This is a genomic window from Pseudomonas uvaldensis, from assembly GCF_021271205.1.
Taxonomy (GTDB): Bacteria; Pseudomonadota; Gammaproteobacteria; order Pseudomonadales; family Pseudomonadaceae; genus Aquipseudomonas; species Aquipseudomonas uvaldensis.
In genome coordinates this window covers 32,027-56,226 of the sequence record NZ_JAIWKS010000003.1, presented here as the reverse complement: position 1 = coordinate 56,226, position 24,200 = coordinate 32,027, and the positions used below count along the sequence as shown (strand labels likewise).

Genomic DNA, 24,200 nt, shown 5'->3' with positions numbered 1-24,200 from the left:
CCGTTACCGCTTGATGCGTTCCATGATGTCGCCGAAGTCTTCAAGACTTTCCTTCACCCCTTCCACACCGCCTGCGAGGCTCTTGACTGCTTTGTCGAGCTCGGTGTCGAGGCTACCCAGGGTTTGTCGCAACGCCCGATCCATGCCTTCACCGAATTCCTTGAAGCCGTTACCCAGCACACCACTGATGTTTTCGAGGTATTCATACACTTCGCGATTGAGCGCCTGCATCCGCTCGCTTTGAACCTTCAGGTCCTGGAGATACTGGCTGCGACCGCTGGCTTCCCCTTGCGCACTGGCAACTACCCCTTCAATGACCGCGAGCGTTTTCGCTAACGCTTCACGATTGTTCCGGTAGTCCGCGACAACGGTATTCAGCTCACGCGAAGCCTGTGCAAGCTCAGTACCCGCGCCCTGAACTGTACCCATCAGCCCCGCAGTCGACTCACTGGCTCGCGCAACGCTTTGTCCGGCAGTTTCAAACCGCTCAGCCGCCGCCCGCATCTTATCCGCACCCAGCTGCATACTTTGCAGATGCTGCTCAGTCTGGGCACTCAATGCATTGACGGTGTCCTGGGCAGACTTCTGTTGCTCGGAAACCGTCTGCAGCAACGCCTTGACCTGCTCGTCGAGGCCGCCCACCAGTTCGCGGGTACCTTGATGCAGGTCTGCCTGGGCAGCGCGGGTGGATTGATCCATCTGCTGCTGGCCCTGTTCCAGTTGCTTGAAGACTGCAGAAAGCTGCTCACCGAGCACCTCGACCGAGCCTGCAATCTTGGCCATGGTTTCCTGTTGGCCTTGGCCGATGCTCTGCTTGATCGACTCGACAAAAGCCTGGAGATTCTCAGCCATTGCCTGTTGGCGAGCCTCGCTTTGAGCGAACAGCTTCTCCAGTTGCTCGGCTATTCGCGCGCCAGCCCCCTCTCCTTCGTTGCCGATACGGGCAACCGAAGCCTGAAGATTGGCGAGCATCTCGTTCATCCCGGCTTGCATGGCGTTTTGTCCTGCCTGCATATCGGCCAGTAGCTGGGCAATCATGGTCGAACTGCTTTGATTCGAGGACTCGCTAGCCGAACGCATATCCTGGATCAGCGTCGAGAAGCCCTGCTGCATCGACTGCATGGCGGCAACCGACTGGCCCATCAACTCGTGCAGGCCATTGAACTGCTGGCCGAACGTACCTTCCAGCTTGTTCATGAAGGCAACCAGAACATCCTGAAGCAGATTCTGTACCTGTCCGGACTGATCGCCACTGGCGGCCTGCACGGCACCCGCGATGGCTTCAAGCGGCGATTTGAGGCTGTTCTCGATTGCACCGCTCACCTGATCGGCCAACAGCTGCCCAGAGTCGCGGTACGTCGTCGACAAGGTATCTGCCAATTTGAGGCTTTCACGGACCTGGGTATCAACCAGGTTCTGTAACATTTCCCGCAAATCGGTTACCAGGCTGTCTTTCAACTGACGGGTTTGCACCGAGCTTTCAGCACTTGACCGCACCAGCTCGGCCAGGTATTCCTCGCCGACACCGCTGTCAAAAAGCCCGTCGATGGTTTCATTGAATGCCTCAAGCAGCTTGTAGCAGTGTCCCAAGCGCCACTTTTCAGTAAGCGTGACGGCGATAGAGGCCATGATTGAAATGAAGGAGCCGATGAAAGCGAACAGCACGTCTTTCAACAGCTTATCGACGCTGGCGTTAACCTGTTCAGGCGTGCTTGGGTCGAAGTGCTGAAGACCTAGCATCAGGCCGAAGAAGGTTCCGACGATCCCGATACCGGTCAAGATACCCGGTAGGTGCTTATAGAACTCGGTCCCCAGCGGGGTATCAACCACACTTTGCGGTGAGAAGAAGTGTACAGCACCGGCAGTGGCTCGCGATCGGACAAGAACCTGTTCGCCCTCCTTGAGCTCGAACTGATCGTGCAGCGTTTCAGCATACTCACGCCAGGAATGCTCCAATCTGCCGCCACTGAACAGACGTTCAAGCTCAGAGCGCCGAAGAGGTGGGGCGAGAGTTTTCACGTTCTGCAAGCTAACAGTCAAACGTTTCAGCTGGGCGCTAAGCTTGAATGAGCTACAGAAGTAACGGACGAAATACCAAGCGCAAAGAATGAAAACGAGACCAACAACCATTTTGGGTGCGATCAGCTGCTCAGAGCTTGCTGCACCCCATAGGTGCAACAACGTCGAAAAATCCATACCTTCCGCCTTCAATTAAGCATTCTTGATGTTCAGCATGACCGCATTACCGACACTGATGCGTCAAAGACCAATCCAGTTGGATCAATGACAGCACCTTGCCAAGCGCGCGCTTCGGGGTGCCACAAACTCGGAATGGGCGGGCGCACCACGTGCTCCCTAGAACCTTCCGTGGACAAATGGTGGGAGATAATGTCCTTATGCCAGCACCTTAGCTTGAGCCGTAACTGTCGTAAAGCTGAAAGCTCAATCCCTATATTCGGCATCCTGAAGCGAAGCGATTTCCCATCTACCCGCTTAGCTTGAGAGCAGCCCTTTAGGTACATCTGATCAGGGTGAAAAACCTCAGGCAAGTCAGTGCAAGCTGATGGCGGGCTATGCCTTCAGTTCGATGCCCCGCGCCGGTGTCGAGCCGGGCCGACGATCGGATCAGGAGCTCGCGCAGGTCAGTCGAAGCAGGCTGACGCTTCGACCAGGTCGACCGCGATTTGGGCGCAGGTCGACTTACAGTCGTCACTGTTGTTTGTTGGCAGGCTAGGAATAGGTTTCTCAGTATTCCAGTTGGTATTCCAGGCTAAAATGCAAACCGAAATTAAGCCTATTAATCAATATATTAATCAGTCGATTCAACTTACCCCGGCTCGTCATCTAAAGACGTCCACGAACATCTTTTTTTGCTGAAACCCAGTAGCAGACATCCGCCACACTCCCAACCTGCGCTTCAAACCAAAGAGTCATAACGACCACATCGCTGTCAATACGACCAAACCCAAAGATAGTCATAACAACCACATAGACCTGTAACCCCATGATTCTATTGAACCCTCCAACGGGTTCACTTTTTGCACCTACCCCTACTCCACAAACCGTAGGGACAACATTCCATGAAAGACGATTTCAAAGACCGCATCACAGTAGTCACCGGCGCCAGCTCCGGCATCGGCCTGGCGGTCACTGATCGCCTAATTGCCAAAGGCGCCACCGTGATAGCAATGTCACGTAAACCGGGCGGTCTGGAGACGTTGATGCAAGAACACCCAGACAACCTACTTTGGGTTCCCGGCGACGTCACAAAACCGGAGGACCTTGCCCGGTTAGCCGAGCAGGCATCAAGCGTAGGCCCAGTTGATTATCTAGTACCCAACGCCGGCATCGCAGAACTCGCCGACGGGCTCGACATTCAAGCTTTCGACCGGCAATGGGCGGTTAACGGGGCAGGCGCTTTAAATACGCTTACCCACCTCTATAAGCACCTCGCAACCCCAGCATCGGTTGTATTTATCGGGACCTTTCTGGAGAACATCACCTTTGCGGGACTCGCTGCCTATATCGCGTCGAAAGCGGCCTTGAAAGCGCACGCGCGTACGCTGGCGGTGGAGCTGGCGCCCAAAGGTGTGCGGATCAATATGGTTTCACCTGGACCCACTGCAACACCTATCTGGTCGACTTTGGGTCTTGCTGAGCATGATCTGACGAGCGTTGCCAATGAAGTCAACAAACGTCTGCTGGGGGGTGCATTTCTAGAACCGGCTGCGGTTGCAGATGTCGTGTTGTTCCAGCTCAGTAACGGGGCGAAAAGCGTTTACGGTCAAGACTGGGTAGTGGATAGCGGTTATAGCATCCAGTAAGAAATCGCCCTTCCCTGTTCACCCAATCGCACGGTTACCTTGACGTTCGATCATTTCGCGCATCGTCTTCGGGTGACTTCGCATATGGGTGTTTATGGGAGGGGCGCGCTCGCTTTTCATGCCTCCCTTCTCGAAACGACGGATGCTCAAGGAAGGTGAGGCATTCATTCAATCGATGGACACGCCGCCGTCCTCGAAATTAGGATCATTTCACTCCAAACGTTCGAGAAAATAGAAATGATCGCCGACCCCGGAACCCCCACGCTGGACCAATTGAAGGTGTTCCTCACCGTTGTCGAGGTCGGAAGTTTTGCTGGTGCGGCGCGTAAACTTCACCGCGCCACTTCAGTGGTGAGTTATACGATCGCCAATCTGGAAATGCAGCTCGGGGTTGCGTTGTTCGATCGCAAGACTACGCGAAAACCTCAACTGACCGATGCCGGTCGAACGGTGCTTGCCGAAGCGCGCTCGATCACTAACGGCGTTAACGGGCTTCGGGCGAAGGTCTCCGGGCTGTTGCATGGGCTTGAAGCGGAAGTCCATCTCGCGTTGGACGTGATGCTTCCGGCAGACCGTGTCGTGGATGCGCTGAAGACCTTCAGGGAGCAATTCCCGACGGTCACGTTGCATCTGCATATGGAGGCGTTGGGGGCCGTGACGGAGCTTGTGATCAACAAGAAAGCGGTCGTCGGTGTCAGCGGGCCGTTGGATATGGGCCTCGATGGTCTCGAACGGATCAGGGTCGGCAGCGTCCAGTTGATACCGGTGGCCGCGCCAACGCATCCGCTTGCAATCGAGCGTCCCCAGTTGCCGGGGACAGCTAGGGAATTCGTGCAGCTGGTCCTGTCCGACCGTTCGACGCTGACCGGCGACAAGGACTTTGCCGTGGTCAGCACCAGGACGTGGAGGCTGGCGGATCTGGGCGCCAAACACATGCTGCTCAAGGAAGGCATCGGTTGGGGCAACATGCCCATCCCCATGGTTCAGGCGGACCTCGAAGCCGGTCGTCTCGTTGAGCTCGATTTGCCGGACTTCAAGGGCGGCACCTATACGTTCGATGCCGTTTATCGAACGGACTCGCCACCCGGCCCGGCTGGCAGATGGCTGATCGAGCGGTTCGGCCAGCAGGTCGCCACAGCCTGAATTCCAGACTTTGTCTTTTCAACTTTATAGAACGTAATCGTCGAAATTAGGCGTCTATTGCGAAAAGCGGGACGGTGACACTATCTCTTCCACACCGGCGCTTCATGTTGGAGCGCTGAACCAAAAGGGATCGACCATCATGTCTCAAGCCGCAAGCATTCGCGCCACCGTCGCAACCTCGAACAACCTGACCAGCACCGCTTCCTTGGCTGGTCGCATCTTCCTCAGTGCCATTTTCATTCTGTCCGGTATCTCCAAGATCGGCGCTCCGGCCATGATGATTGGCTACATCGGCTCTGTTGGCTTGCCATTCCCGTCATTGGCCCTGGGCATCGCTATCGCTGTGGAAATCCTGGGCGGCGCCGCCTTGATCGCCGGTTATCGCACCCGCACCACAGCGGCGATTCTGGCCATCTTCAGCGTGTTCACCGCACTGATTTTCCACAGTGCCCTGGCTGACCAGAATCAGTTCATCCACTTCTTCAAGAACATCGCCATGGCCGGCGGGCTTCTGCAGATCGTCGCGTTCGGCGCGGGCCGCTTCAGCCTCGACGCTCGTCGCCAGTAACCGCATGGCCGGCACGCCGAGAGTGGCCGGCTGATCTGACTCCTCCTATCGAGAGACTCTTATGAAAGCTATTCAAGTCGCACAGTACGGCCAGGCAGAAGCCCTTCAGCTCAAAGACGTTCCAGACCTGAAACCCAACGAAGACCAGGTATTGATCAACGTCGCCGGCAGCGGGATCAATCCCATCGATTGGAAAATCCTGTCCGGCGCCATGAAGCAATTCATCCCCCTGCCCTTGCCTTACACCCCCGGCGTGGAGGTGTCCGGCACCGTCGCGGCGGTGGGCAAGAATGTCAGCGAGTTCGTGGTCGGCGATGAGGTATTCGGGTTTATCGGGATTGTGGGTGGGTATGCGACCCAAGCACTTTCCACGGCGGATCGCCTCGCTCGCACGCCAAAAACGCTGTCGTTGCAAAAAGCCGCCGGCGTCCCGGCTGCGGCCCTGACGGCCTGGCAAGCGTTGCACGAACACGCCACGATCCAGGCTGGCCAAACGGTCCTGATCCATGGCGGCGCCGGCGGTGTGGGCAGCTTCGCAGTCCAGTTGGCGAAACTGGCCGGCGCTCATGTGATCGCCACCAGCTCGGCCAAGAACCACGACTACCTGCGCTCGCTCGGTGCCGACCAGGTCATTGACTACACCTCGGCCAGGTTCGAAGACACTGTTGCAGATGTGGACACCGTTATCGATCTGGTCGGCGGAGAGACACAGGCACGTTCCTGGAGCGTGATCAAACGGGGCGGCGTTCTGGTATCTCCCGTCAGCCCACCCGACGCCGAGAAGGCTCGTGAACAGGGCGTCAGCGGCAAAAATTTCGCCACCCGCTCGGATGGTCGTCAGTTGGCGGAAATCGCTGCGCTCTTCACGGCCGGCAAGCTCCGTCTGGAAGCAGAGGTCGTACCGCTCAGCGAAGTGGTCGACGCGGTGAAACAGAGTTGGAGTGGGCACACCCGCGGAAAAATCGTGCTCGATGTGAACCGTTGAAAACCGGTCGAAGGCGGTCCTGTATGGGGCCGTCTCGCGTTTCTGATAGTTACCCAGCTAGAAATGGGCTGCATCCCTCCCTTGTCTCAACCACCCTAATGCGACGACACATAAATGGACTGCGAAGCGGGCGCAGGCAACGCATACGTCGCCTTCATCCATTCAATCTCGGCCTGTGGCGTGCGACCAAAGAGACGTTTGAACTCACGGCTGAATTGCGAGGCGCTTTCATAGCCGACATTGAACGCTGCCGTCGAGGCGCTCATGGCGTTGCGCAGCATCAGCAGCCGCGCCTGATGCAAGCGCGTCGACTTCACGTACTGCATGGGGGATGAGTCGGTCACGCTGCGAAAATGCAGGTGAAAGTTGGGCACGCTCATGTTGGCTTCGCGAGCGAGCGATTCGACGTCCAGACGTTCCTGGTAACAACTGTGGATCTTGCGGATCGCACGGGTGATCTGACCAAAGTGTCCCTGACGCCTGAGCGCAGCACGCATCGAACCGCCCTGCTCGCCGGTAAGGATGCGGTAGTAGATTTCCCGAATCAGTGCCGGCCCGAGGATCTGCGCTTCGCCAGGACGGCTCATCGCTTCCAGAAAGCGCAGTACCGAACCGCAGAGCAAATCATCCATGGGTGAGGCATACATCCCCTTGGGTTGGGCATCGCTCGGCCCCAGGGTTTCATCCACTTGCAGCAGCAAATCGCTGGCCAACCGAAAGTCCAGGCGCATGTACACCGCCAGCATGGGTTCTGCCTCACTGGCGTCGGTCTCCATCGTAAACGGAACAGGAACCGAGACCACCAGGTAGTGCCGGGCGTCATAGACGTACACGTCGTCCCCCAGGTAGCCCCGCTTCCGACCCTGGCACAGGATGACAATACCGGGTTCGTACAACACCGGCGTTCGGGTCAGGGGCCGGTTGGAACGTAAAAAGCGAATGTCTTCCAGGACGCTGAGGTTATAGCCCTCGACCGGCGCAAGCTGTTCCATCAGTTGCACCATGCGCGAGGTAGGTGAGTCGGCTTGGGTCATCGGTATCTCTCACTTGCCTGTCGTTCAGCCGTCGGTCGAACGTGTCAGCGCTTCCCACTGATCAATCTCGCTGGCTGCACGGCTCAGCTTGTCGCGCACCAGATTCAGCGCATCGCTACCCAACAACAGGTGCGCAGGGGGCGTCGGGCTGGCGATCACTTGCAACATGGCCTGGGCCGCCTTCTGTGGGTCGCCCGGTTGCTTGCCGCTTCTGGCTTCGCGAGCCGTGCGGATCGGGTCGAAGAGCGCATCATAATCGTCGATGCTGCGCTGGGTACGCCGCATCGAACGCCCCGCCCAATCGGTGCGGAACGAACCAGGCGCGACGGCCGTCACGAAGATATTGAACGGTTGCAGTTCTTTGCTCAGCGTATCGGAAATCCCTTCGAGCGCGAACTTGCTGCCGCAGTAATAGGCGATACCCGGCATCGTGATCGTGCCGCCCATGGACGTGATATTGAGGATATGCCCGGCACGGCGTTGGCGAAAATAGGGCAGGAAGGCCTTGATCATCGCCACCGCGCCGAACACGTTGACGTCGAACTGGCGGCGCATTTCCTCCAGTGGCGATTCTTCGACGATGCCCTCATGCCCATAACCCGCATTGTTGACCAACACATCGACCGGGCCGTGAGCGATCTCTGTGGCGGCAACCACGCTGTCGATCCGGGCGAAGTCAGTGACATCGAGGAGGACGCCGTAAGCACGGTCGGCAGACAATTGCTCGAAGGCTTGCAAGTCCGTCTCGCTACGTACGGTGCCGATGACCCGGTGGCCGGCAGCCAGTGCCTGCTGGGCCAGGGCGTGGCCGAAGCCACTGCTGACGCCAGTGATGAACAGGGTTTTTATGCGTTGCATGACGATCTCCCATCGGTAGATGGGTGCCATGGTAGCCAGCGCTATCCGGGCGACCTATGCCGGTTTGCCTTGGAGCCTTGCCTATTCCTATCAAGGCAAGTACCCAGGCGAGCATCAGCTCCGGCAAAGTTGCCCTGGCCTCCTCGGCCTGAATATAATGCGATTCATTATCAATTATGTACGTTTCCGGGATGCTGATGCGCAGCAACGACACACTGGGCAATGCCGAGCTCGCGCTGCTCTATAGCAGCCACCATTCCTGGTTGCACAGCTGGCTGAGCCGGCGCATCGGCTGTCGCGAAAGCGCGGCGGATCTGGCGCAGGACACGTTTGTACGCCTGCTCAAATCGCGCCAGGCAAGCCCGTTGCGCGAACCCCGGGCTTATCTGAGCAGCATCGCCCGTGGGCTGATGATCGATCGGTATCGCCGTCGCGAACTTGAACGCGCCTACTTGGAAAGCCTCGCGCTAATCCCTTCCCATGATGTTCCCTCTGAAGAAGAGCGATTGCTGATTCTCGATAGCCTCGAGCGGATCGACCGCCTGCTGGACCTGCTCAAGCCGAGGGTCCGGGAGGCGTTTTTACTGGCCCAGCTTGACGGTCTGACCTGCCAGCAGATCGCCGACAAACTCGGTGTTTCCCGCTCTACCGTGGAACGCGACCTGGCCAAGGCCCTGCAGCACTGCTATCGCCTGCGCTATGCCGAACAGTAAAGCTCAAGCACTGGATCCGGCCGTGGTCGACCAGGCGATCCACTGGCTGGTGCGCCTGCGCTTCAATCCCGCCGATGAGCAAACCCAGCGCACTTTCGAGCACTGGTTGCAGCGGTGTCCGGAACATTTGCTCGCCTGGCAGCGTGTGGAAGCGCTTGGCGACGATTTCGCTGGCATTCCGTCCGATCTGGCCCGGCATACCCTCAAGGGCACCCGCTCGGGTATGCATCGGCGCAAAGCCCTGAAAGTGCTGGGTACATTGGCCACCGTGGGTGGAGCGACCTGGCTGGGCCGCGACTACACGCCGCTACCGGCCATGCTTGCCCAGCAACACAGCAAAACCGGGGAGCGCAAGCGCTTCCAGCTCGATGATGGCAGCCTTGTCCAGCTCAACAGCGACAGCGCGGTCGACAGCTATTTCACCCCACAGCGGCGCCTGCTCGTGCTGCGGCGCGGCGAAATCATCGTGAACACTGGCGCGGATTCCGGCTCGGCTCAACCGCGTCCGTTCTGGGTTCAGACACGCGACGGGCTCATACGCACCCAGAATGCCCGGTTCCTGACGTACGAGCGTGACGACGGAACGCTCATCTCGGTGCAGAGCGGCGCGGTCACCGTGTTTCCTGGGGCCAGCCAGCCCCTGGCGGTCAACGCCACTGTCCAGGCCGGTAACCAGCGGCTGTTTACCTCGGATGGCATGCGTGAGTTCAAGGATAACGGCCTGGATCTGTGGAGCTGGAGCGACGGGGTGATCAGCGCGCGCAATATGCGCCTGGTTGATTTCATCGGGGCTCTGTCGCGTTATCGCCCCGGCCTGTTGCGCTGCGCCGAAGAGGTCGCGGGCCTGCGCGTCTCCGGCACCTTTCAGCTTGCCGACACCGATCAGGTACTGGCCTTGGTTGCGCAGTCATTGCACTTACAAATTGAGTATCGCACCCAATATTGGGTGACGTTGAACGCTCTCAGTTAAGTGCTTTTTTGACGCACAAAAAATATCAAATAAAAATGAGGTGATTTCTCATTCTCGTTCGGCATGTAAGAAAGGCCGAATTACAGGCCTGTCTGCCGATTCCCTTTTACGGAGCGAGTAAATGAGTTCGTCCCCGGTTCCACAGCGTCATTTATTGAATCGCGCCTTACAGGGTGCGGTCCTTGGCGTCGTCGTCAGCAGCTATGCGCTACCGTCCCTGGCGCAAACCTCGACCGTCGATCAGACCCAACAGGTTCATCAGTGGAACATTCCTGCCGGCCCACTGGCACCGGCGCTTGACCGCTTTGCGCGTGAGGCAGGCATCAGCCTTTCCTTCGAGGCGTCGAGCGTGGCGAACCGCAATACCCAGGGCGTGAGCGGCATGCTCGATACATCCACAGCCTTATCGTCGTTGTTGCAGGGGAGCGACATCGAGATACAGCAGCAAGGCCCGAACGCTTACTTGCTGACGCCACAAGCCAAGGTGGACGGCGATCTTGAGGCCTTCCGCCTGGCGCCCATCCTCGTCAACGCCAAGGCCAGGGTCGATGCCACCGAAGACACCCACTCAGTGGTCGCCCAGGAACTCTGGGTCGGCGGCAAGGTGGCCACCAGCATCCTCAACACGCCCGCCTCGGTGTCCGTGGTGACCGACAAGGAAATGAAGCAACGCAGCGTCAGCACCACGGAAGAACTCCTGCAATACACACCAGGGGTCATTACCGACTATTACGGCACCGACGACCGCAACGATTACTTTCAGATCCGCGGCTTCCAAGCCACGACCTATCGGGATGGTCTGACCCTGGGCTCGATGCGCGGAGTACGCGAGGAGCCTTTCGCCTATGAGCGCGTCGAGGTGATACGCGGGGCCAACTCCACACTGTTCGGCCCGGCCGACCCGGGCGGCTCGGTGAACTTTGTCAGCAAGAAGCCACGCTTCGACAAGTTCGGCCAAGGCTATGTCACCTACGGTTCTTTCGACCATGTCGAATCCGGCATCGATGTCGGGGACTCGCTGAACGAAGAACAAACCCTGGCCGGTCGCTTCACCGCAAAGATGCAAGACAGTGATCGCGAGTACGACCATTCGCAGGACGACAACAAGTTCCTGATGGGTGGCCTGACCTGGGCCCCTACGGAGTTCACCTCGGCCTCCGTGATCGTGGACTACCTCAAGACCCAAAGCTCGCCCAACAGCGGCGGTTACCCGCTGGACAAGGAATACGACCGCGACAAGTTCTACGGCGAGCCCAGCTACAACTTCCACGATGTGGAACGTACCAATATCAGCGGCACCTTCAGCCATGACTTCGACAATGGCTTCGTGTTGCGCAGCAACCTGCGCTACAGCGAACTGACGGATGATTTCGGCTATGTGTTTCTCAGTGACTCCCCTACCCGCACGGGAACCACGGTCCCGCGTTATATCTTTGGCACTGACAGCGAAGCCGAGCAACTCAACGGCAACTTGATGCTGCAATACGATGCCCGCTTCGAAAACATCGACAGCAGTACATTGGTGGGCGTGGAGTATGGCGACTCTTCGACCGAGGAACGTTCGGTCTATTCGCCGATCGGCTCCATCGACCTTGCCAACCCTGTGTTCACGGGTGTGCCAAGCGGCGTAGCGCCCTACAGCAACGACAAGCTCGACACCAAGACTAAAGCTGTGTTTCTGCAGCAGAACCTGTCCTTCTACGAGCGCTTTATCGTCACCGCAGGCGTGCGCAACGACTCGCTGGACCTGTCCAGTACCGATATCAATCACGTAAAAGAATCGGATAATTTCTCGGAAACCTCCTATCGCGGCGCGTTGACCTATATCGTCAACGACGAAGTTTCCACTTACGTCAGCATGGTTGAATCGGTCTCGCCGCCAACGGTTGGCGTCATTCCGAAGACGGGCAGGCAATATGAACTGGGCGTGAAATATGCGCCCATGGGTATGGACGCATTGTTCTCGGCGGCTGTTTACGACCTGACCCAGGAGAATGTCAGCATCGCCGTCGTCCTGCCCAGTGGCGTCATCGAACAGCAAACCGTTGGCGAGTCACGTGTGCGCGGGCTGGACTTGGAAGCCAAGGCAGAGCTGACCGACAACCTGAGCCTGGTGGGTGGCTACTCTTACATGGAATCCGAAGTCATTCGCGGGACCTTGTACGACGGAAGTTCGCTCAAAGGGAATGAGTTCGCCACGGCACCGAAACACTCCGCATCGCTGTGGACCTATTACAACGTCCCCAATACCGATGTCAGCGTGGGCCTGGGTGCACGGTATGTCGGCTCCTACTACTTCGACGCGGCCAACACCGGAACCAGCGATGGCACGACACTCTTCGATGCGGCCTTCAACTACAACCTCTTCAAGGGCACTGACCTGGCGATCAACGTCAGCAACCTGCTGGATGAGCAACACGTCGTCGGTTCAGGCACCGCGAACTACTACAACCCGGGCCGCGAGATCACCGCAAAGCTGAGCTACAACTGGTAAGCCGGCCGTTCAGGACAGCCTTCGACCAGTGGGAGCAAAGCTTGCTTCCACTGGGGACGGCGGTCCTTCAGCTACACCAAGAACCACTGTGGGAGCGAGCCTGCTCGCGATGACGGCAGCCCATCCGACATCACAGGTGCAGACAAACCGCTATCGCGAGCAAGCTCAGCTCCCACAGACTTGAAGCGACTTCCATCAGCAGATACATCCCCGGCAAGCGTCAAATACCCGGACCACTGACTTGGGCCGGCAGCCTGGCTAGGCGATCCCATCCATCCGCGCTGATCTGCGAGCCATTGCGCAACGACAACCTCTCCAGTGGCAAGCGCTCCAGCACCGACACCATGGCTGACGTGAGCCGCGACTCCCCCGGCCCCGCCTCAAGCGTCAAGTCCCGCAGTGGCAGCCCGGCAAGGAGGGCGACGCCGGCATCGGTCAGCCAGGGGCTTTCGTACAAGCCGAGGCGTTTCAGCGGCAAGTTGCGCAGGCAGGCCAGGTCGGCATCGCGCAGGTCCAGGCCGCTGATCTCCAGTTGCTCCAACGGCAGGCCCATTTCGCAGAGCTTGCGCAACGTCTTGCCATCAACCCCTTGGCAGAAACTGAGATCCAGCCGCTTCAGCGGCAGGCCCTTCAACTGCTTCAGCTCCTTCCAGGAAATGTCATTCAACGAGAGGTCCAGCGCTTCCAGATCCAGCCCCTCCAGGTCCCGCAACGTTTGCTTGTCGACGCCTCGCACGTCACTGAGCCCCAACCGCTTCAGGGGGAACGCATGCAGCACGTCGAGCCGCTCGATGATCTGTCGGGAGGACTTGAGGTCCAGGTCCGCCAAGGGCATCCCTTCCAGGACCTCAAGGTCGTCCTCGCACAGGTAGGAAGACTGCAGCGATAGCCGCTCGATCGGCAGATCCCGGATGGCGTTGAGCGTGGCATCGGTTGCATAGCAATTATCCAGACTCAAGGAGCGCAACACGGTTAAACCCGAGAGCCAGGCAGGATCCTCCAGGATCTTGCTGTTCCAGCCAAGCGACAGGTGTTCGAGGGGATGGCTGCACAGATGCGCCGCCCCACGGGCGGTCAGTTGCCCGACACGCTCCAACGTGAGTGAGCGCAACTGGAGTGGCGAAAGCCCCAGAAGGCCGTCGTCGGTCACTTCATCGCAATGGTTCAACGACAAGACTTGCAGCCTGCTGTTGCTGCCCAGGTGCCTGAGGAAACGGTCGTCGAAATCCTCGCCATAGGTGTCCAGTTTCAATCGGCGCAAGCGCTCAAGAGAAGGAAGACTGGTGAGGTCATCGTCGCGGGAAAAATTGCTGATCTCCAAAGCCTCGAGGGCGACATCCGGCATACGCCGCCAAAGCGCCTGGTCGCAACTGAACCTCGGGCTGCCAAGCACCAGCGTACGCAGCGGCAACCCGGCCAGGGCGTCGAGCCACTGTGGCTCGGCGTTCTCCAGTTCCAGATGATCGACCGGCAACCCGCGAAGCTGCGGCAACAACGATGCCGGTCGATTCCTGTGTACCTTGACGTCCAACTCGGCAACCACGGCCATGGCGGCTGGATCGTACAGACCGGCGGCGACCCGCACGCCGTCCAGCGAAGCTTCGCCGCTGTCGAGCAGGTCGCGGTAAAGCGAAACCCGCGTGGTGATGTCATCCGGTGCGGCAGCGAGTCGGGCCATCAGGGCGTTGCGGTTGGAAGTCGGCACGGTCCAGGAATCCGAAGGGAACATGCGGCGTATGCTGCCGCAAAAAAGGGGTTTGATCGACACCCTTCGACCAAACCCGAACAGCCTCGTTTTACCTCGGATCAACCACGTCCAGCGCCCGGTTCGCCAGGAGCTGGCCCAGTTCAATCAACTGTTGCAGGCCCAACGCAAAATGCCGCCGGGAACTGTCCAGCTCGAACGCCAGGTCACCGGCCATGACATTGGCGCAGGCCAGGGTTTCGCTGAGGTTGGCCAACAGGCTCTCTGCATCCACGCCTTGGACGATGGTGAACAGTTGGCCTGGGGCAGGTTGCTTGTCGGGTGGGGTGGGTTTGGGGTTCAGGTAGGAATCGATGACGCGTTCGGCGTTGGCATCGGCGGCGATGTCCAGGTGCAGCGGTGGGACGGGTGGGTCTGGAATGAGTTTGTCCATGGGTACTCCTAACGTAGGTGGGAGCCGCCACGTTCGCTGCTAAACGAGGGGGTGGCAGCCGCGCGCAGGTTAGCAGACCGGTACGTTAGGAAACCGGCGCACCCGAGGATGCCCTGCGCACAGCCGCCATAAGCATTCAGGCAATAGCGATGCCTGCACTCATGGGATTGCCATGCGCCTAACGTGACTTCCGAGCTGCTAAACCCGACCGCTGATGGGCAGCGGCAAACACAGGCTAGACACCAAAATCAGCAGGCGCAAGAGGTTGGGATTTTCTAGGAAATGTCCTGCAAGTCAATGGGAAAGGTCCCTATACAAAGTGTTTCGCTTTGTATGCGTCGCCCACTTTTTATACGATCCTTTGCCGTGTTTTGCACTGACCCGGCCGAGGGCGGCCGCATCAAGGTATAGGAAAATCAATTAACCTCCTGCCCGGTCGATTCAGATGGCGTGGACATGACGGCCGGCTCGATTACCTTGGCGGAACGCCCTGTATCAATGTCTCGTATCTCGTAATACCACCACTTCATCGAAGAGGTACCATAAAGGCCATAAGTGTGACCTCCGACCAGGTCAACGGTCATTTCAACGGGTTGCGAGTATTCGGTTCCAATCGCACGGTGAACGGAAATTTTATGCCTTCCCGCTCCGAGTCGATACTCGGTTTGGCGGGCTAACCAATAGAGCGACGTATCGTCATCGATCTTGGCTATCGACAGCGCCTTGTCGAACTGCCGAATTGTCGCGACCTTGTCCCAAGGCTTTCCTTCGGCGCTTTTATGGTCGTAATGAATGCATCCCGTCAGCGAGAAGCAGGACAAAGTCATTGCTATAAAACGTAAGATGACAGCGTATTTCATTAAAATCCCTCCATGGTTAGTGGCGAAAAAGGGGAAAAAGGGGACGGATTTATTTAACGGCACGACAAATAAATCTGCCCCCTTTTCAAATGGTAATGACTACATACGCCATCTTAATTAACGTAAAAAAGAGGACAGATTTAGCGGAACAACTTAACCCGTCCCTTTCCTCTCGCTCGCCCCCTTGGACCTCTAACCAACAGAAAATGACGAGAAGCAAAATGACAACTTGTCATCCTCAAGATCGATCAATTGATAACGCATCCTATCAAAACCAGAATCCAGCTTATTCACGATCATATGCATTATTTGAGTCAACCCGCCGCCAAAATCATGAGACATAAACTGGCTGATATTAGTAAACATGATATGTATGACATCAGCCGCTGCTTTTTCAGAGGCCGAAATCGATAAAGACAAATCATAGCCCATCCCATCTTCATTCAGCTGAATGCTAATGGCATGCAAGCAGTTGTTAGCAACGAGTAACTCGTTCAATTCCAGAACATTAATCATTGTTTATCCTCGCCTCCCTCCCTTTGGGGCCATAGCCAGGACCACATTCGATATTCGTGGTGTAAAACGGTGTAAAAAAGGGGACATGTAAAAAAGGGGACTGTAAAAAAGGGGACAGATTTAATTACCAGCACGACAAATAAATCTGTCCCCTTTTCAGATAGCAGCGAAAAGTCAAATTCAGTCGGTAAAGAGTACATACACCACCTTGATTAAAGGAAAAATGGGCAGATTTATTTAGCGAGCACCAACAAATAAATCTGCCCCATTTCCCAATTTTCCCCAAACAGGTGCGCAATATCCAAGGGAGCGGCCTACCCTAATCACAGCTTTTAATCCACGTAACCTTCAAACTCCCAAAAGCCTAATCTAGATACTTTTTTTGAAACTTCGCTCCAGCTCTCCCCCGAGCAACCGACCAAAAAATTCTCAATAGCGAGAACAATCTTTTGATAGTTAAACTCACGAACGATAAGGTAATGCAACCCTATAAGAACCTCATCATCTCTAAGGTTTTTTTCAATCCACTTCGGGGTGCAAACCTCGATATCAAATGACTCCTCACCGTCCTCACCCGCCGGACCAATCATTGCCTGGAGGAGGAAGCAAAAGCAATCCGAACATTCGGGATGATAATTTTTAAGATCATAAATATCGGGGCTATGAACCCGCTTTAATTCTGCGTTCATAGTTTAGTCCGTGATGTCCAAATGAGCATTTGACTGCCATCTCTTAGTCTCTTGGCCCGGAAACCTTTGCTCAAAATTAGCCTGAGTTTCCTGCCGATTTGGTTTGTAGGTGGGCGGCCTATACTGCCTCAAGCCATCCTGACTAATTAATGTTTTTCCATCACTGGCTACTTTATACCCATTACCAACCCAAGCTTTTCCCATAACATCTGCTTGTTCTCTTGTACCAGAGCCAATGCCAAAATTTCCTTTCCCTTTCGTGGCCTCAGTGAGTTGGCCACTCAATTTTGCCCAATCGCCCGTGCCTTTTGTACCGTCAGTTCCTACAACCCCAACCTTAACCCCGGTTGTACCACCCTTCCCCCCAGCCGTCGACGCGAACAACCCCCGATCCGGACTCAATCCATTCGACGCAAGCTCGGCCAGTAATGCAGCACCATCGCCATTTTCGGTGCGTGTATTCTCGATAATGCCGGTGTTGATGGCCCGCTCGTTACTCCGCGTGATTTCCCATAGTGCTGCCGAGCGATCGAGCCCGGCGCGTCTACCGTCATGCAGCAATTTTTCATTGGCCGGAATCTCATCCGCCAGTTGCTTGGTCACTTGCAAACAAGCCGCCGGATTCTGCTGGCAGTACTGCCCAAACTCTCGGTTCCGGGCTGTGTCGAGGTTGTTGTAAAAATCCCGGATGGATTGGCAATCAGCTGGCGTTGTGCAGGTGTTGAGCTTCTGCTCTCTCTCCACCAGTTCCGCATGGAACAGGTAGTTGAACGTGGTCGCTTTCTCGGCAATCTTCGAACCGGTATCCAAATCGCCGTTGACCGCGGCCGCAGCCAATAGGCCCGTCAGTTGCGACAACATCAGCTGCAGGTGTTCGTTTTTATCCGCCACTTTGGCCATGCCGGGAATCAGCGCTTCATTCAAACCGGCGGCTACCGCGCCGGTCTTGAAGTCGCTGCCCGTCAGTTCAGCCAACAGGCCACCCATGATCGCGTGGGCAACAATTTTCTCAGGGCCGCCATCCGGGAACTTGATGGTATCGCCCACCCAGTTGAATCCGGTCGCCATCGCCACATTGCCGGCTTCTCCCAGCAGGGCAGCATTGAAGTTGCTGCCAAAGCTGCCACCGCCAATCGCGGTGGAAATGCCGCTGGAGATTACCGCTCGCCCCGTCGTGCGGATGGCCGTGTCAGTCGCGTTACTCCAGCGGAAGATGTCCTTGGAGGAGTTATTGGCGCTCGATGCCGAGCCTGCCGAACCCGCTGAGCCGGTCGACGGCTCGACGCCTTGAGTGGTAGTGCTGGCACTGTCGGCACTGGTAAACCAGTTCTCGTCTGCGTATCTGAGTGCACCAGCGGTGAACCCGGCAATGGCGGCGTTCTTCAGACTGTCAGCACTGGCGGTTTCCTTCAGCGCAAGACCCAGGTTGCCTTTGTTATCGATGGTGCTGGTGACTGCCGTGGTGCTCAGGCTGGCCGCGACAGCCAGGTTGCCGCCCGAAAGCCCGAAGCCGGCAGGCCCCATGATGAACGACATCAGGATCGCAATGGCAATCTTGGCGCCCGCGCCCAAGCCCGAGTTCTGGTATTTGAAGCTGTCGTGGATTTCCTTCACCTGGCGCCAGTCAATGTCGCCCCGCGCCTCGGCCTGTTTCATCCAGGCCAGGCCCGGTTCAGCCTTCACCATCGCGTCGATGGTCTGGCTGACACTCTGTTTATCGACTTGCTTGACGTCGATACGCAGGCCGTCAACGGCCTTGATGACCAACTGCCCTTGGGCGACGAGCTCACTCTGGCGCAAGGTTTCGTCGGTGCGTCCCTCGCCTTTCATCTTGTACCAGGCCAGGTCACCTTTGCTCTTGGTGTGGCTTTCGTCGTGGTAGTCCTTGACCCCCTCGAAGATGATCCGCCCACCACTGTCGAGGGTCAGATCATTGCCACTTTGCAGCTTCGCCACTTGGTAGGTCTGATCCCCACCGCTGATCAATTTCAGGTTGCTCCCGGCCTTGATCTCGCTGCCGATATGAGTGATCTGCGTCACCTCATCCCGCCTTGCGGCGTTACTGCCCCAGCTCCCCTTCTTCTTCATGTCATACAGCGAATAATCCCGGTTCTGCTCAGCCAGCAGACTTATCTGCTTGGCCGCAACCAGGTACGCCTCGCCACCCGCCGTAATCCTGCTCGCCACCACCGACAGGTTGTTGCGCGCAGCAATCGCTACATCCCCACCCGCATTGAGGGTGGTCGCCTGCTGCTGGACATGGTCTTCTTCCTTGTTGATCTTCTTGCCACTGCGCTTGTAACGGTATTCGCTGGAGGTCTCGTTCGCGGCGGCGATCAGGGATACGTCGTTACCGATGAGGTTGATATCGCCCTTGGCTTCCAGATGGCTGGCGACGACGGTCAAGTTGTTGCCCGCTTCGGCATTCAGGTCGCCGCCGGCCTTGATTTCGCTGGCATGCTGGACGGTCTGGCGCTGTTCCCAGAAGTGGCGCCTGTCCTTGCGCATCGAACCGCTTTCTTCGCGAGCCGCGGAGATGACGATGTCTTTTCCGGCGCTCAGTTCGATGTCGTTGCCCGCCGTCATCGCGCCGCCCACGTTGAGCAAATCCCCCGCTGCCCGCACGGTGAGGTTGTTGCCGGCCTCGATGCGCGCGGCATTGTCGACGACCGAGGTTTTCGAACTGAAGCCCGTGCCGCTGTTCTCAACAGTGGTGATGGTGCGGTCGTTGCGAATATCCCCGCTCAACGTCGACAGCTCGACGTCCTTGCCCTTGAGAATGCCGCCCTGGATGTTGACGAGGTCTTTGCCGGCGACCAGCTTGAGGCGCTCGCCGGCTTCGGCCAGGCGCGTGTTGACCAGGTTGTTCCCGGCCGCTGCCGAGAGGTTTTCACTGGCCCGCAGCGTGCCGAGGTTCTTCAGGTCGGTGCCTGCGATCAGCGTGAGGTTCTTGCCCTGGATCAGCGCGCCGTCCGCCGTCAGCCGGTTATTGGCCTGGGCCAGGTAAAGCACCGGCACCAGCACGTGCTCACCCCTGACCACCTGGTCTTCCATCCAGACGATGTCATGGGTCAGTGCGGCGACTTGTTGTGAGGTGAGGGTCACGCCAACGGCCAGGTTCAACTGATCCTTGCTGGCGATGGCATTGTTCATCAGGTACTTGAACATGCCTTCGTCGCTGGTCTGCCCGGCGATGAAGCGCTGGCCGGTGCGGGCAAGCACCGCTTGTTGAATCAGGCGTTGCTCGTACAGGCCATCGCCCAGGCGTTTCCAGCTGGTGTCGGGGTCATAACCCAGGTTGCGCAGCAGGTAATCCGAACTCATGAACCGCTTGAGGTCGGTGAGCGCAGGATTGGTTTCGATCAAGTATTTGGGACCGACGATGTCCCGGCTCGCATCCGATCCCTGGACGGTCGCACGGCTCTGGTCATGGCCGTTTTGCGCCGCAGCGCCGCTATCAACGACACGGAACAGGCCGTTATCGCCCGTCGGCAGGGAGAACCCAGGCATGCTGGTCGGGTTGACCTGTTGCTGCGCGAGGTCCGGCGGTAACTGCGGATTGAGCACCACCACCGCAGGCTGCGTGGAGGTGGCGACGTCCGTCGCCGCTGTTCTGGCCGCCCCCGCCGATGGTGCCTGGAACTGCACGAGACTGCTGTTTTCCAGTTTCTGGGTGGCCTGGATGTCGATGTTGCCCGCCGATTGAACGACCGCCGGCGCCATCGGCGCACCTGGTGTCACGGTGGTGATATCACCTACCTGACGGAACCTGTTGAGTGCATCGACAGGGACTTCCTTCGGGTTGGCTTGGGCGTTATACGGGAAGATGTATCTCGCCCGGAAACGCTCGTCGGTTCCGTCGGTCACCCTGCCGGTGTTCCAGGTACGCGTCCTGACGCTGGTGCCGGCGGCAGCGCCGACGTTGGCAAAGTTATCCGCCTTGATCAGCAGGTCGGCACCCGAGGCCATCACGCTGTGGTTGTTGGAGACCGAGGAGCCGTCAATGGTCAGCTTGCCGCCACTCATCAGCGTGGCGCTGGCCGAATCCTGAACCACTACGCTCTTATAGGTTTCAGTGGCGACATAATCGACGTTGTGGTGATCGCCACCACAGTCATAACACGTGACGCTGATGGAGCCCGACACCAGCTCATCGGTGGTGGTGAAGACGTCCTTGCGATTGATCAGGACGTTGCTGCGCAGCGACATGTCCTTTGCCGATTCCAGGGTGCCGGAGATGTTCTCGAGCAACTCACTGCGAGCGACGCCATCTCGCGCCGCGACGTTCAGTGCTCCAAGGCTGTAGACGTCGCCAAAGGAGTTGGTGAAGGTGTTGAAGCGCAGCGCCATGTCCGCGCCGCTGAAGATCAAGCCGCGATCGTTGCGCGCCTCGTTGGCGCTCAACTCGACAGCTTCGGCACCTCCGAGCGTGCCGGTGTTGGTCAGGCGGGTCGCGGCCAGGGAGAACTTGCCGCCCCCGGTGATTCGTCCGCCATTGTTCACCGCCCCCAGGCTGGTGATGCGGGTGTCGCCGCCTCCGGCCAGGCGCGAGCCGCTGGACAGATCGACGCTGGCCGCGCTCAGGTCAAACCGACCGAAGCCACTGGCCTGACTGTTTCCGGTACCGACATAGGCCCCGCTCAGTCGTAGATCCAAATCACCGTCGCTGCTGATGATGCCCGCGTTGTTCCAGGTGCCGCCCGTGGCGAGCAGGCTTTTGACGGCGAGCAAGCTACCGCTGTCGGATTGGTTGAGCTGACCGACCTTAAGGTCCAGCACATCGGCCTGGATATCCGAACTGTTGTCCCAACGCGCCGCGTCGACGGTCAGGGTGCCTGAGGTCGTCAGGCTGCCGCCGACGTTACTGAACGTGGCGATGTCCACGTCCAAAGTGCCGGCGCCCACATGACGGACATTGCCGCCAGCGTTCTGGAATGCCGCCATCTGCAAGGACAGATCCTGGGTGGCGGCCTCGATGGTGCCGCGCTGGTTGTTCAGCAATTGAGTAACCGTCAGAGTCGCGGAACCCTGGGGGCCGACCGAACGCAGCTTGCCGCCCTGGTTATCAATCGACGTAGCGCCGATCAGCAGGCCATGGGCCCCCTCCACCAGGCCGTGCTGGTTGATCAGTGCACCGGTCAGGCCGAAATCAATGGTGTCTCCCGCCGCTCGTCCATCGCTGTTGTCCAGGTCACGGGCCCGTACCGTGAGTGCCTGCTTGGCAAGCAGGTCACCGTTGCGGTTTTCGAGTGTGAGGGTGGTGACGTCAGCGGTCCCGGACAGAGCCGCCACTTGCCCGCCATTGTTGAGCAGCGTCTGCTTTGCATTGAGCTCGACAGACTGTGCCTGGATCAATCCGGCATCGCCGCCTCCGCTGGGCGATTCGCCATTGTCCAACACCTTGTCGAGCGTGGCTTTCAACCAGCCCTCGACACTGGCCAGCACGCCGCCACGGTTATCGAGATTGAGTGCCTCGACGTCCACGTTCCCGGCCTGGGTGATGGCGCTGCCGTCCCGGTTGACGAAGTCGCCGGAGACATCGATCTTCAAGTCACCCTGGCTGAGCAGGCTGCCGTTGTTGTTATCGACACTACCACCGCGGATCGTCAGCCCCTGTTCGGTGCTGATGATCGCCTTGCCGGTGTTGAGCAATTGCTGGTTGGCCGTCAGGCTCATGGCCTTGACCGAGGCGATATAACCGTCGTTCGTGTTGCTGATGCTGTCGGCGGTCAGGGTGAGTTTTCCCTGACTGATCAACGTGCCGTTCTGCTGGTTGAAGTTTTTCAGCGTGGCGACGAGGTCTCCCTGGCTGGTGACCTGTCCGCCGCTGTTTTCAACCTCGTTGCCTTCAAGGGTCAGCCCGGCGTCGGAGGCCATTTTGCCGCGGCTGTTATCGAGTTTTTTCGCGTCGATCTTCAGCGTGCTCTTGCCACTGATGACACCTTCACTGTTCTTTAGCGCCCCGGCGATCAGGGTCTGTTCGCCGTCGCTGGCGATGATGCCTTTGCCACGGTTATCGAGCGTTCCGGTCGCTGTCCCTTTCAGTTGGCCCTGGCTGACCAGGGTGCCGGCGCGGTTGTCGATGCTTTTGCCGTTGACGGTCAGGGTTCTTCCCGCAGAGAGCGTGCCGCCGCGGTTGTCGAGGGTCTGCGTGGTCGTGGCTTTCAAGTCACGACTGGCGACCACGCTTTGCCCACGGTTGTCGATGCTGGCCGCCGTGAGAACGACGTCACCCATCTGGTTGCGGGTGTTGTCCGCATTGACCCCGGCTTCGATGACACCCAGATTGTTGAGCTGGCCGTCGGTCGTCAGCGTGACGCTGTCACGCGCGGCAATGGCGCGTCGGTTGTTGATGTCGCCCTGGGTGGTTGCCTGGACATGGCGGCCCGCATAGATGGTGTCCTGAGCGTCCAGGCTCTTGGCGTTGATCTCGACGGCGCCCGCTGCCGTGGTCTGCGCCAGGCTCAAATGCCCATTGGCATCGAGCTGAATATCCCCACCGCTGGCGATCAGCTTGCCGTCCAGCTTCACGCCAACCCCGGCCTCGGTCCCTACCAACTTGATGGCGCCTGCGTACATGCCGCCCAGGGCCGAGGAGTCGATAGCCAGTTGCGGTTTGGCGCTGCCGTCGTCGGCGCGGGCGGTGGCGTTGAGGGTGTTGGCGTTGACGTCGTTGCGCCCGGCGACGATGGTCAGGTTTTTCGCCTGGATCTCGGCGTTGATTTTGGCGCTGCGAGTGATGATCTCGAAGCTGTCGATATTGTTGGCGTTGAGACCCGCGCCTTCGATGGCGACGCTACCCTGATCGACCTGATAACGACCCACTTGGCCATTTTCGATGATTGGCTTGCCGGTAGTGAGGGTCGCCTTGGGCGTGTTGATGAAGCCACAACCGTTACAGGTAATGCCGTAGGGGTTGGCGACGATGACGTGGGCCGACTGCCCCGCCACTTCGGTATAGCCGCGCAGTTGGCTGGGATTGCCGCCGTTGACTTCGTTGAGGATGATCCGGGCGGCCGTCCCCTTGAGGTTCGGGTTGCCGAGGATGATCCCGCCCAGTTGGGTGGATTGGGCGGGGTTGGTGGCGTTGTTGAGGATCACGCCGTTGGTGCCGACGTTGTAGTCCTTGAACTGGTTGTGGGACAGACCGTTGCCGTTGGGCTTGGCGATGTTGACGATAGGCACGCCATTGCCCGCCTGGCCGACGCTGGTACCCGGCTTGCTGACCACGATGCCATCGGCCTGGGCCCACAGCGGTTGCCAGAACATGACGTTGGCCAACAGGAATGCCAGGCCGCGCTTGGGCATGCCCCAGAACAGGTTACGGTTTTGCAGGCCAGCGGAAGGCTGGCGGGCCAGGAAGGCGTGTTGGCGGTCGTCCATGATCAGGTCTCGTTGCAGCAGAATT

16 protein-coding genes are annotated in these 24,200 nt (G+C 58.3%); 7 read left to right on the top strand and 9 right to left on the bottom strand.

Annotated elements, in window-relative coordinates:
- Window positions 1-3: 3 nt before the first annotated feature.
- Window positions 4-2,196 carry a type I Zorya anti-phage system protein ZorA1 gene (gene zorA1 / locus LCU97_RS06685; protein ID WP_232775966.1) on the bottom strand — a complete coding sequence of 731 codons (2,193 nt, stop codon included), beginning with the start codon at window positions 2,194-2,196 and terminating at the stop codon, window positions 4-6.
- A gap of 884 nt (window positions 2,197-3,080) precedes the next feature.
- Between zorA1 and LCU97_RS06680 the strand changes: the two genes are divergently transcribed.
- The 4 genes from LCU97_RS06680 (at window position 3,081) to LCU97_RS06665 (ending at window position 6,520) form a co-directional block, all read left to right on the top strand.
- Window positions 3,081-3,824 (top strand): SDR family NAD(P)-dependent oxidoreductase, encoded by a 744-nt coding sequence (locus tag LCU97_RS06680; RefSeq protein ID WP_232775965.1) that lies wholly within the window; start codon window positions 3,081-3,083, stop codon window positions 3,822-3,824.
- Between the two features lie 237 nt (window positions 3,825-4,061).
- Entirely contained in the window at window positions 4,062-4,967 is a 906-nt protein-coding gene (locus LCU97_RS06675; RefSeq protein WP_232775964.1) for a LysR family transcriptional regulator, read from the top strand.
- Window positions 4,968-5,106: 139 nt separating this feature from the next.
- On the top strand, window positions 5,107-5,535 hold the full coding sequence (locus tag LCU97_RS06670; RefSeq protein WP_053152076.1) for a DoxX family protein: 429 nt from the start codon (window positions 5,107-5,109) through the stop codon (window positions 5,533-5,535).
- A gap of 61 nt (window positions 5,536-5,596) precedes the next feature.
- Window positions 5,597-6,520 carry an NADP-dependent oxidoreductase gene (locus LCU97_RS06665; protein ID WP_232775963.1) on the top strand — a complete coding sequence of 308 codons (924 nt, stop codon included), beginning with the start codon at window positions 5,597-5,599 and terminating at the stop codon, window positions 6,518-6,520.
- A gap of 95 nt (window positions 6,521-6,615) precedes the next feature.
- Here LCU97_RS06665 and LCU97_RS06660 read toward each other — a convergent pair whose 3' ends face one another.
- A complete protein-coding gene (locus LCU97_RS06660; protein ID WP_232775962.1) occupies window positions 6,616-7,554 on the bottom strand; it encodes an AraC family transcriptional regulator in 939 nt (312 codons plus the stop codon).
- A 24-nt stretch (window positions 7,555-7,578) separates the two neighbouring features.
- The gene (locus tag LCU97_RS06655) at window positions 7,579-8,412 is read right to left on the bottom strand and encodes an oxidoreductase (protein WP_232775961.1); all 834 of its coding nucleotides are present in this window, start codon (window positions 8,410-8,412) and stop codon (window positions 7,579-7,581) included.
- Window positions 8,413-8,609: 197 nt separating this feature from the next.
- Between LCU97_RS06655 and LCU97_RS06650 the strand changes: the two genes are divergently transcribed.
- From LCU97_RS06650 to LCU97_RS06640, 3 genes are all read left to right on the top strand, one after another.
- Window positions 8,610-9,125, top strand: coding sequence for a sigma-70 family RNA polymerase sigma factor (locus tag LCU97_RS06650; protein WP_053153205.1), 516 nt, complete (start codon window positions 8,610-8,612; stop codon window positions 9,123-9,125).
- Window positions 9,112-10,095 carry a DUF4880 domain-containing protein gene (locus LCU97_RS06645; RefSeq protein WP_232775960.1) on the top strand — a complete coding sequence of 328 codons (984 nt, stop codon included), beginning with the start codon at window positions 9,112-9,114 and terminating at the stop codon, window positions 10,093-10,095. The genes LCU97_RS06650 and LCU97_RS06645 overlap by 14 nt, the downstream gene beginning before the upstream one ends.
- A 121-nt stretch (window positions 10,096-10,216) precedes the next feature.
- Window positions 10,217-12,589 carry a TonB-dependent siderophore receptor gene (locus LCU97_RS06640; RefSeq protein ID WP_232775959.1) on the top strand — a complete coding sequence of 791 codons (2,373 nt, stop codon included), beginning with the start codon at window positions 10,217-10,219 and terminating at the stop codon, window positions 12,587-12,589.
- A gap of 220 nt (window positions 12,590-12,809) precedes the next feature.
- On the opposite strand, the gene LCU97_RS06635 is transcribed toward LCU97_RS06640, so the two are convergent.
- The 6 genes from LCU97_RS06635 to LCU97_RS06610 form a co-directional block, all read right to left on the bottom strand.
- Window positions 12,810-14,294 (bottom strand): leucine-rich repeat domain-containing protein, encoded by a 1,485-nt coding sequence (locus LCU97_RS06635; protein WP_232775958.1) that lies wholly within the window; start codon window positions 14,292-14,294, stop codon window positions 12,810-12,812.
- A gap of 91 nt (window positions 14,295-14,385) precedes the next feature.
- Window positions 14,386-14,727 carry a DUF6124 family protein gene (locus LCU97_RS06630; RefSeq protein WP_232775957.1) on the bottom strand — a complete coding sequence of 114 codons (342 nt, stop codon included), beginning with the start codon at window positions 14,725-14,727 and terminating at the stop codon, window positions 14,386-14,388.
- A gap of 416 nt (window positions 14,728-15,143) precedes the next feature.
- Window positions 15,144-15,587 carry a hypothetical protein gene (locus tag LCU97_RS06625; RefSeq protein WP_232775956.1) on the bottom strand — a complete coding sequence of 148 codons (444 nt, stop codon included), beginning with the start codon at window positions 15,585-15,587 and terminating at the stop codon, window positions 15,144-15,146.
- A gap of 192 nt (window positions 15,588-15,779) precedes the next feature.
- Complete coding sequence (locus LCU97_RS06620; protein ID WP_232775955.1) at window positions 15,780-16,103, bottom strand: hypothetical protein; 324 nt, start codon at window positions 16,101-16,103, stop codon at window positions 15,780-15,782.
- A 332-nt stretch (window positions 16,104-16,435) separates the two neighbouring features.
- A complete protein-coding gene (locus tag LCU97_RS06615; protein WP_232775954.1) occupies window positions 16,436-16,792 on the bottom strand; it encodes an immunity 8 family protein in 357 nt (118 codons plus the stop codon).
- Between the two features lie 3 nt (window positions 16,793-16,795).
- Complete coding sequence (locus tag LCU97_RS06610) at window positions 16,796-24,175, bottom strand: two-partner secretion domain-containing protein (RefSeq protein WP_232775953.1); 7,380 nt, start codon at window positions 24,173-24,175, stop codon at window positions 16,796-16,798.
- Between the last annotated feature and the right edge of the window lie 25 nt (window positions 24,176-24,200).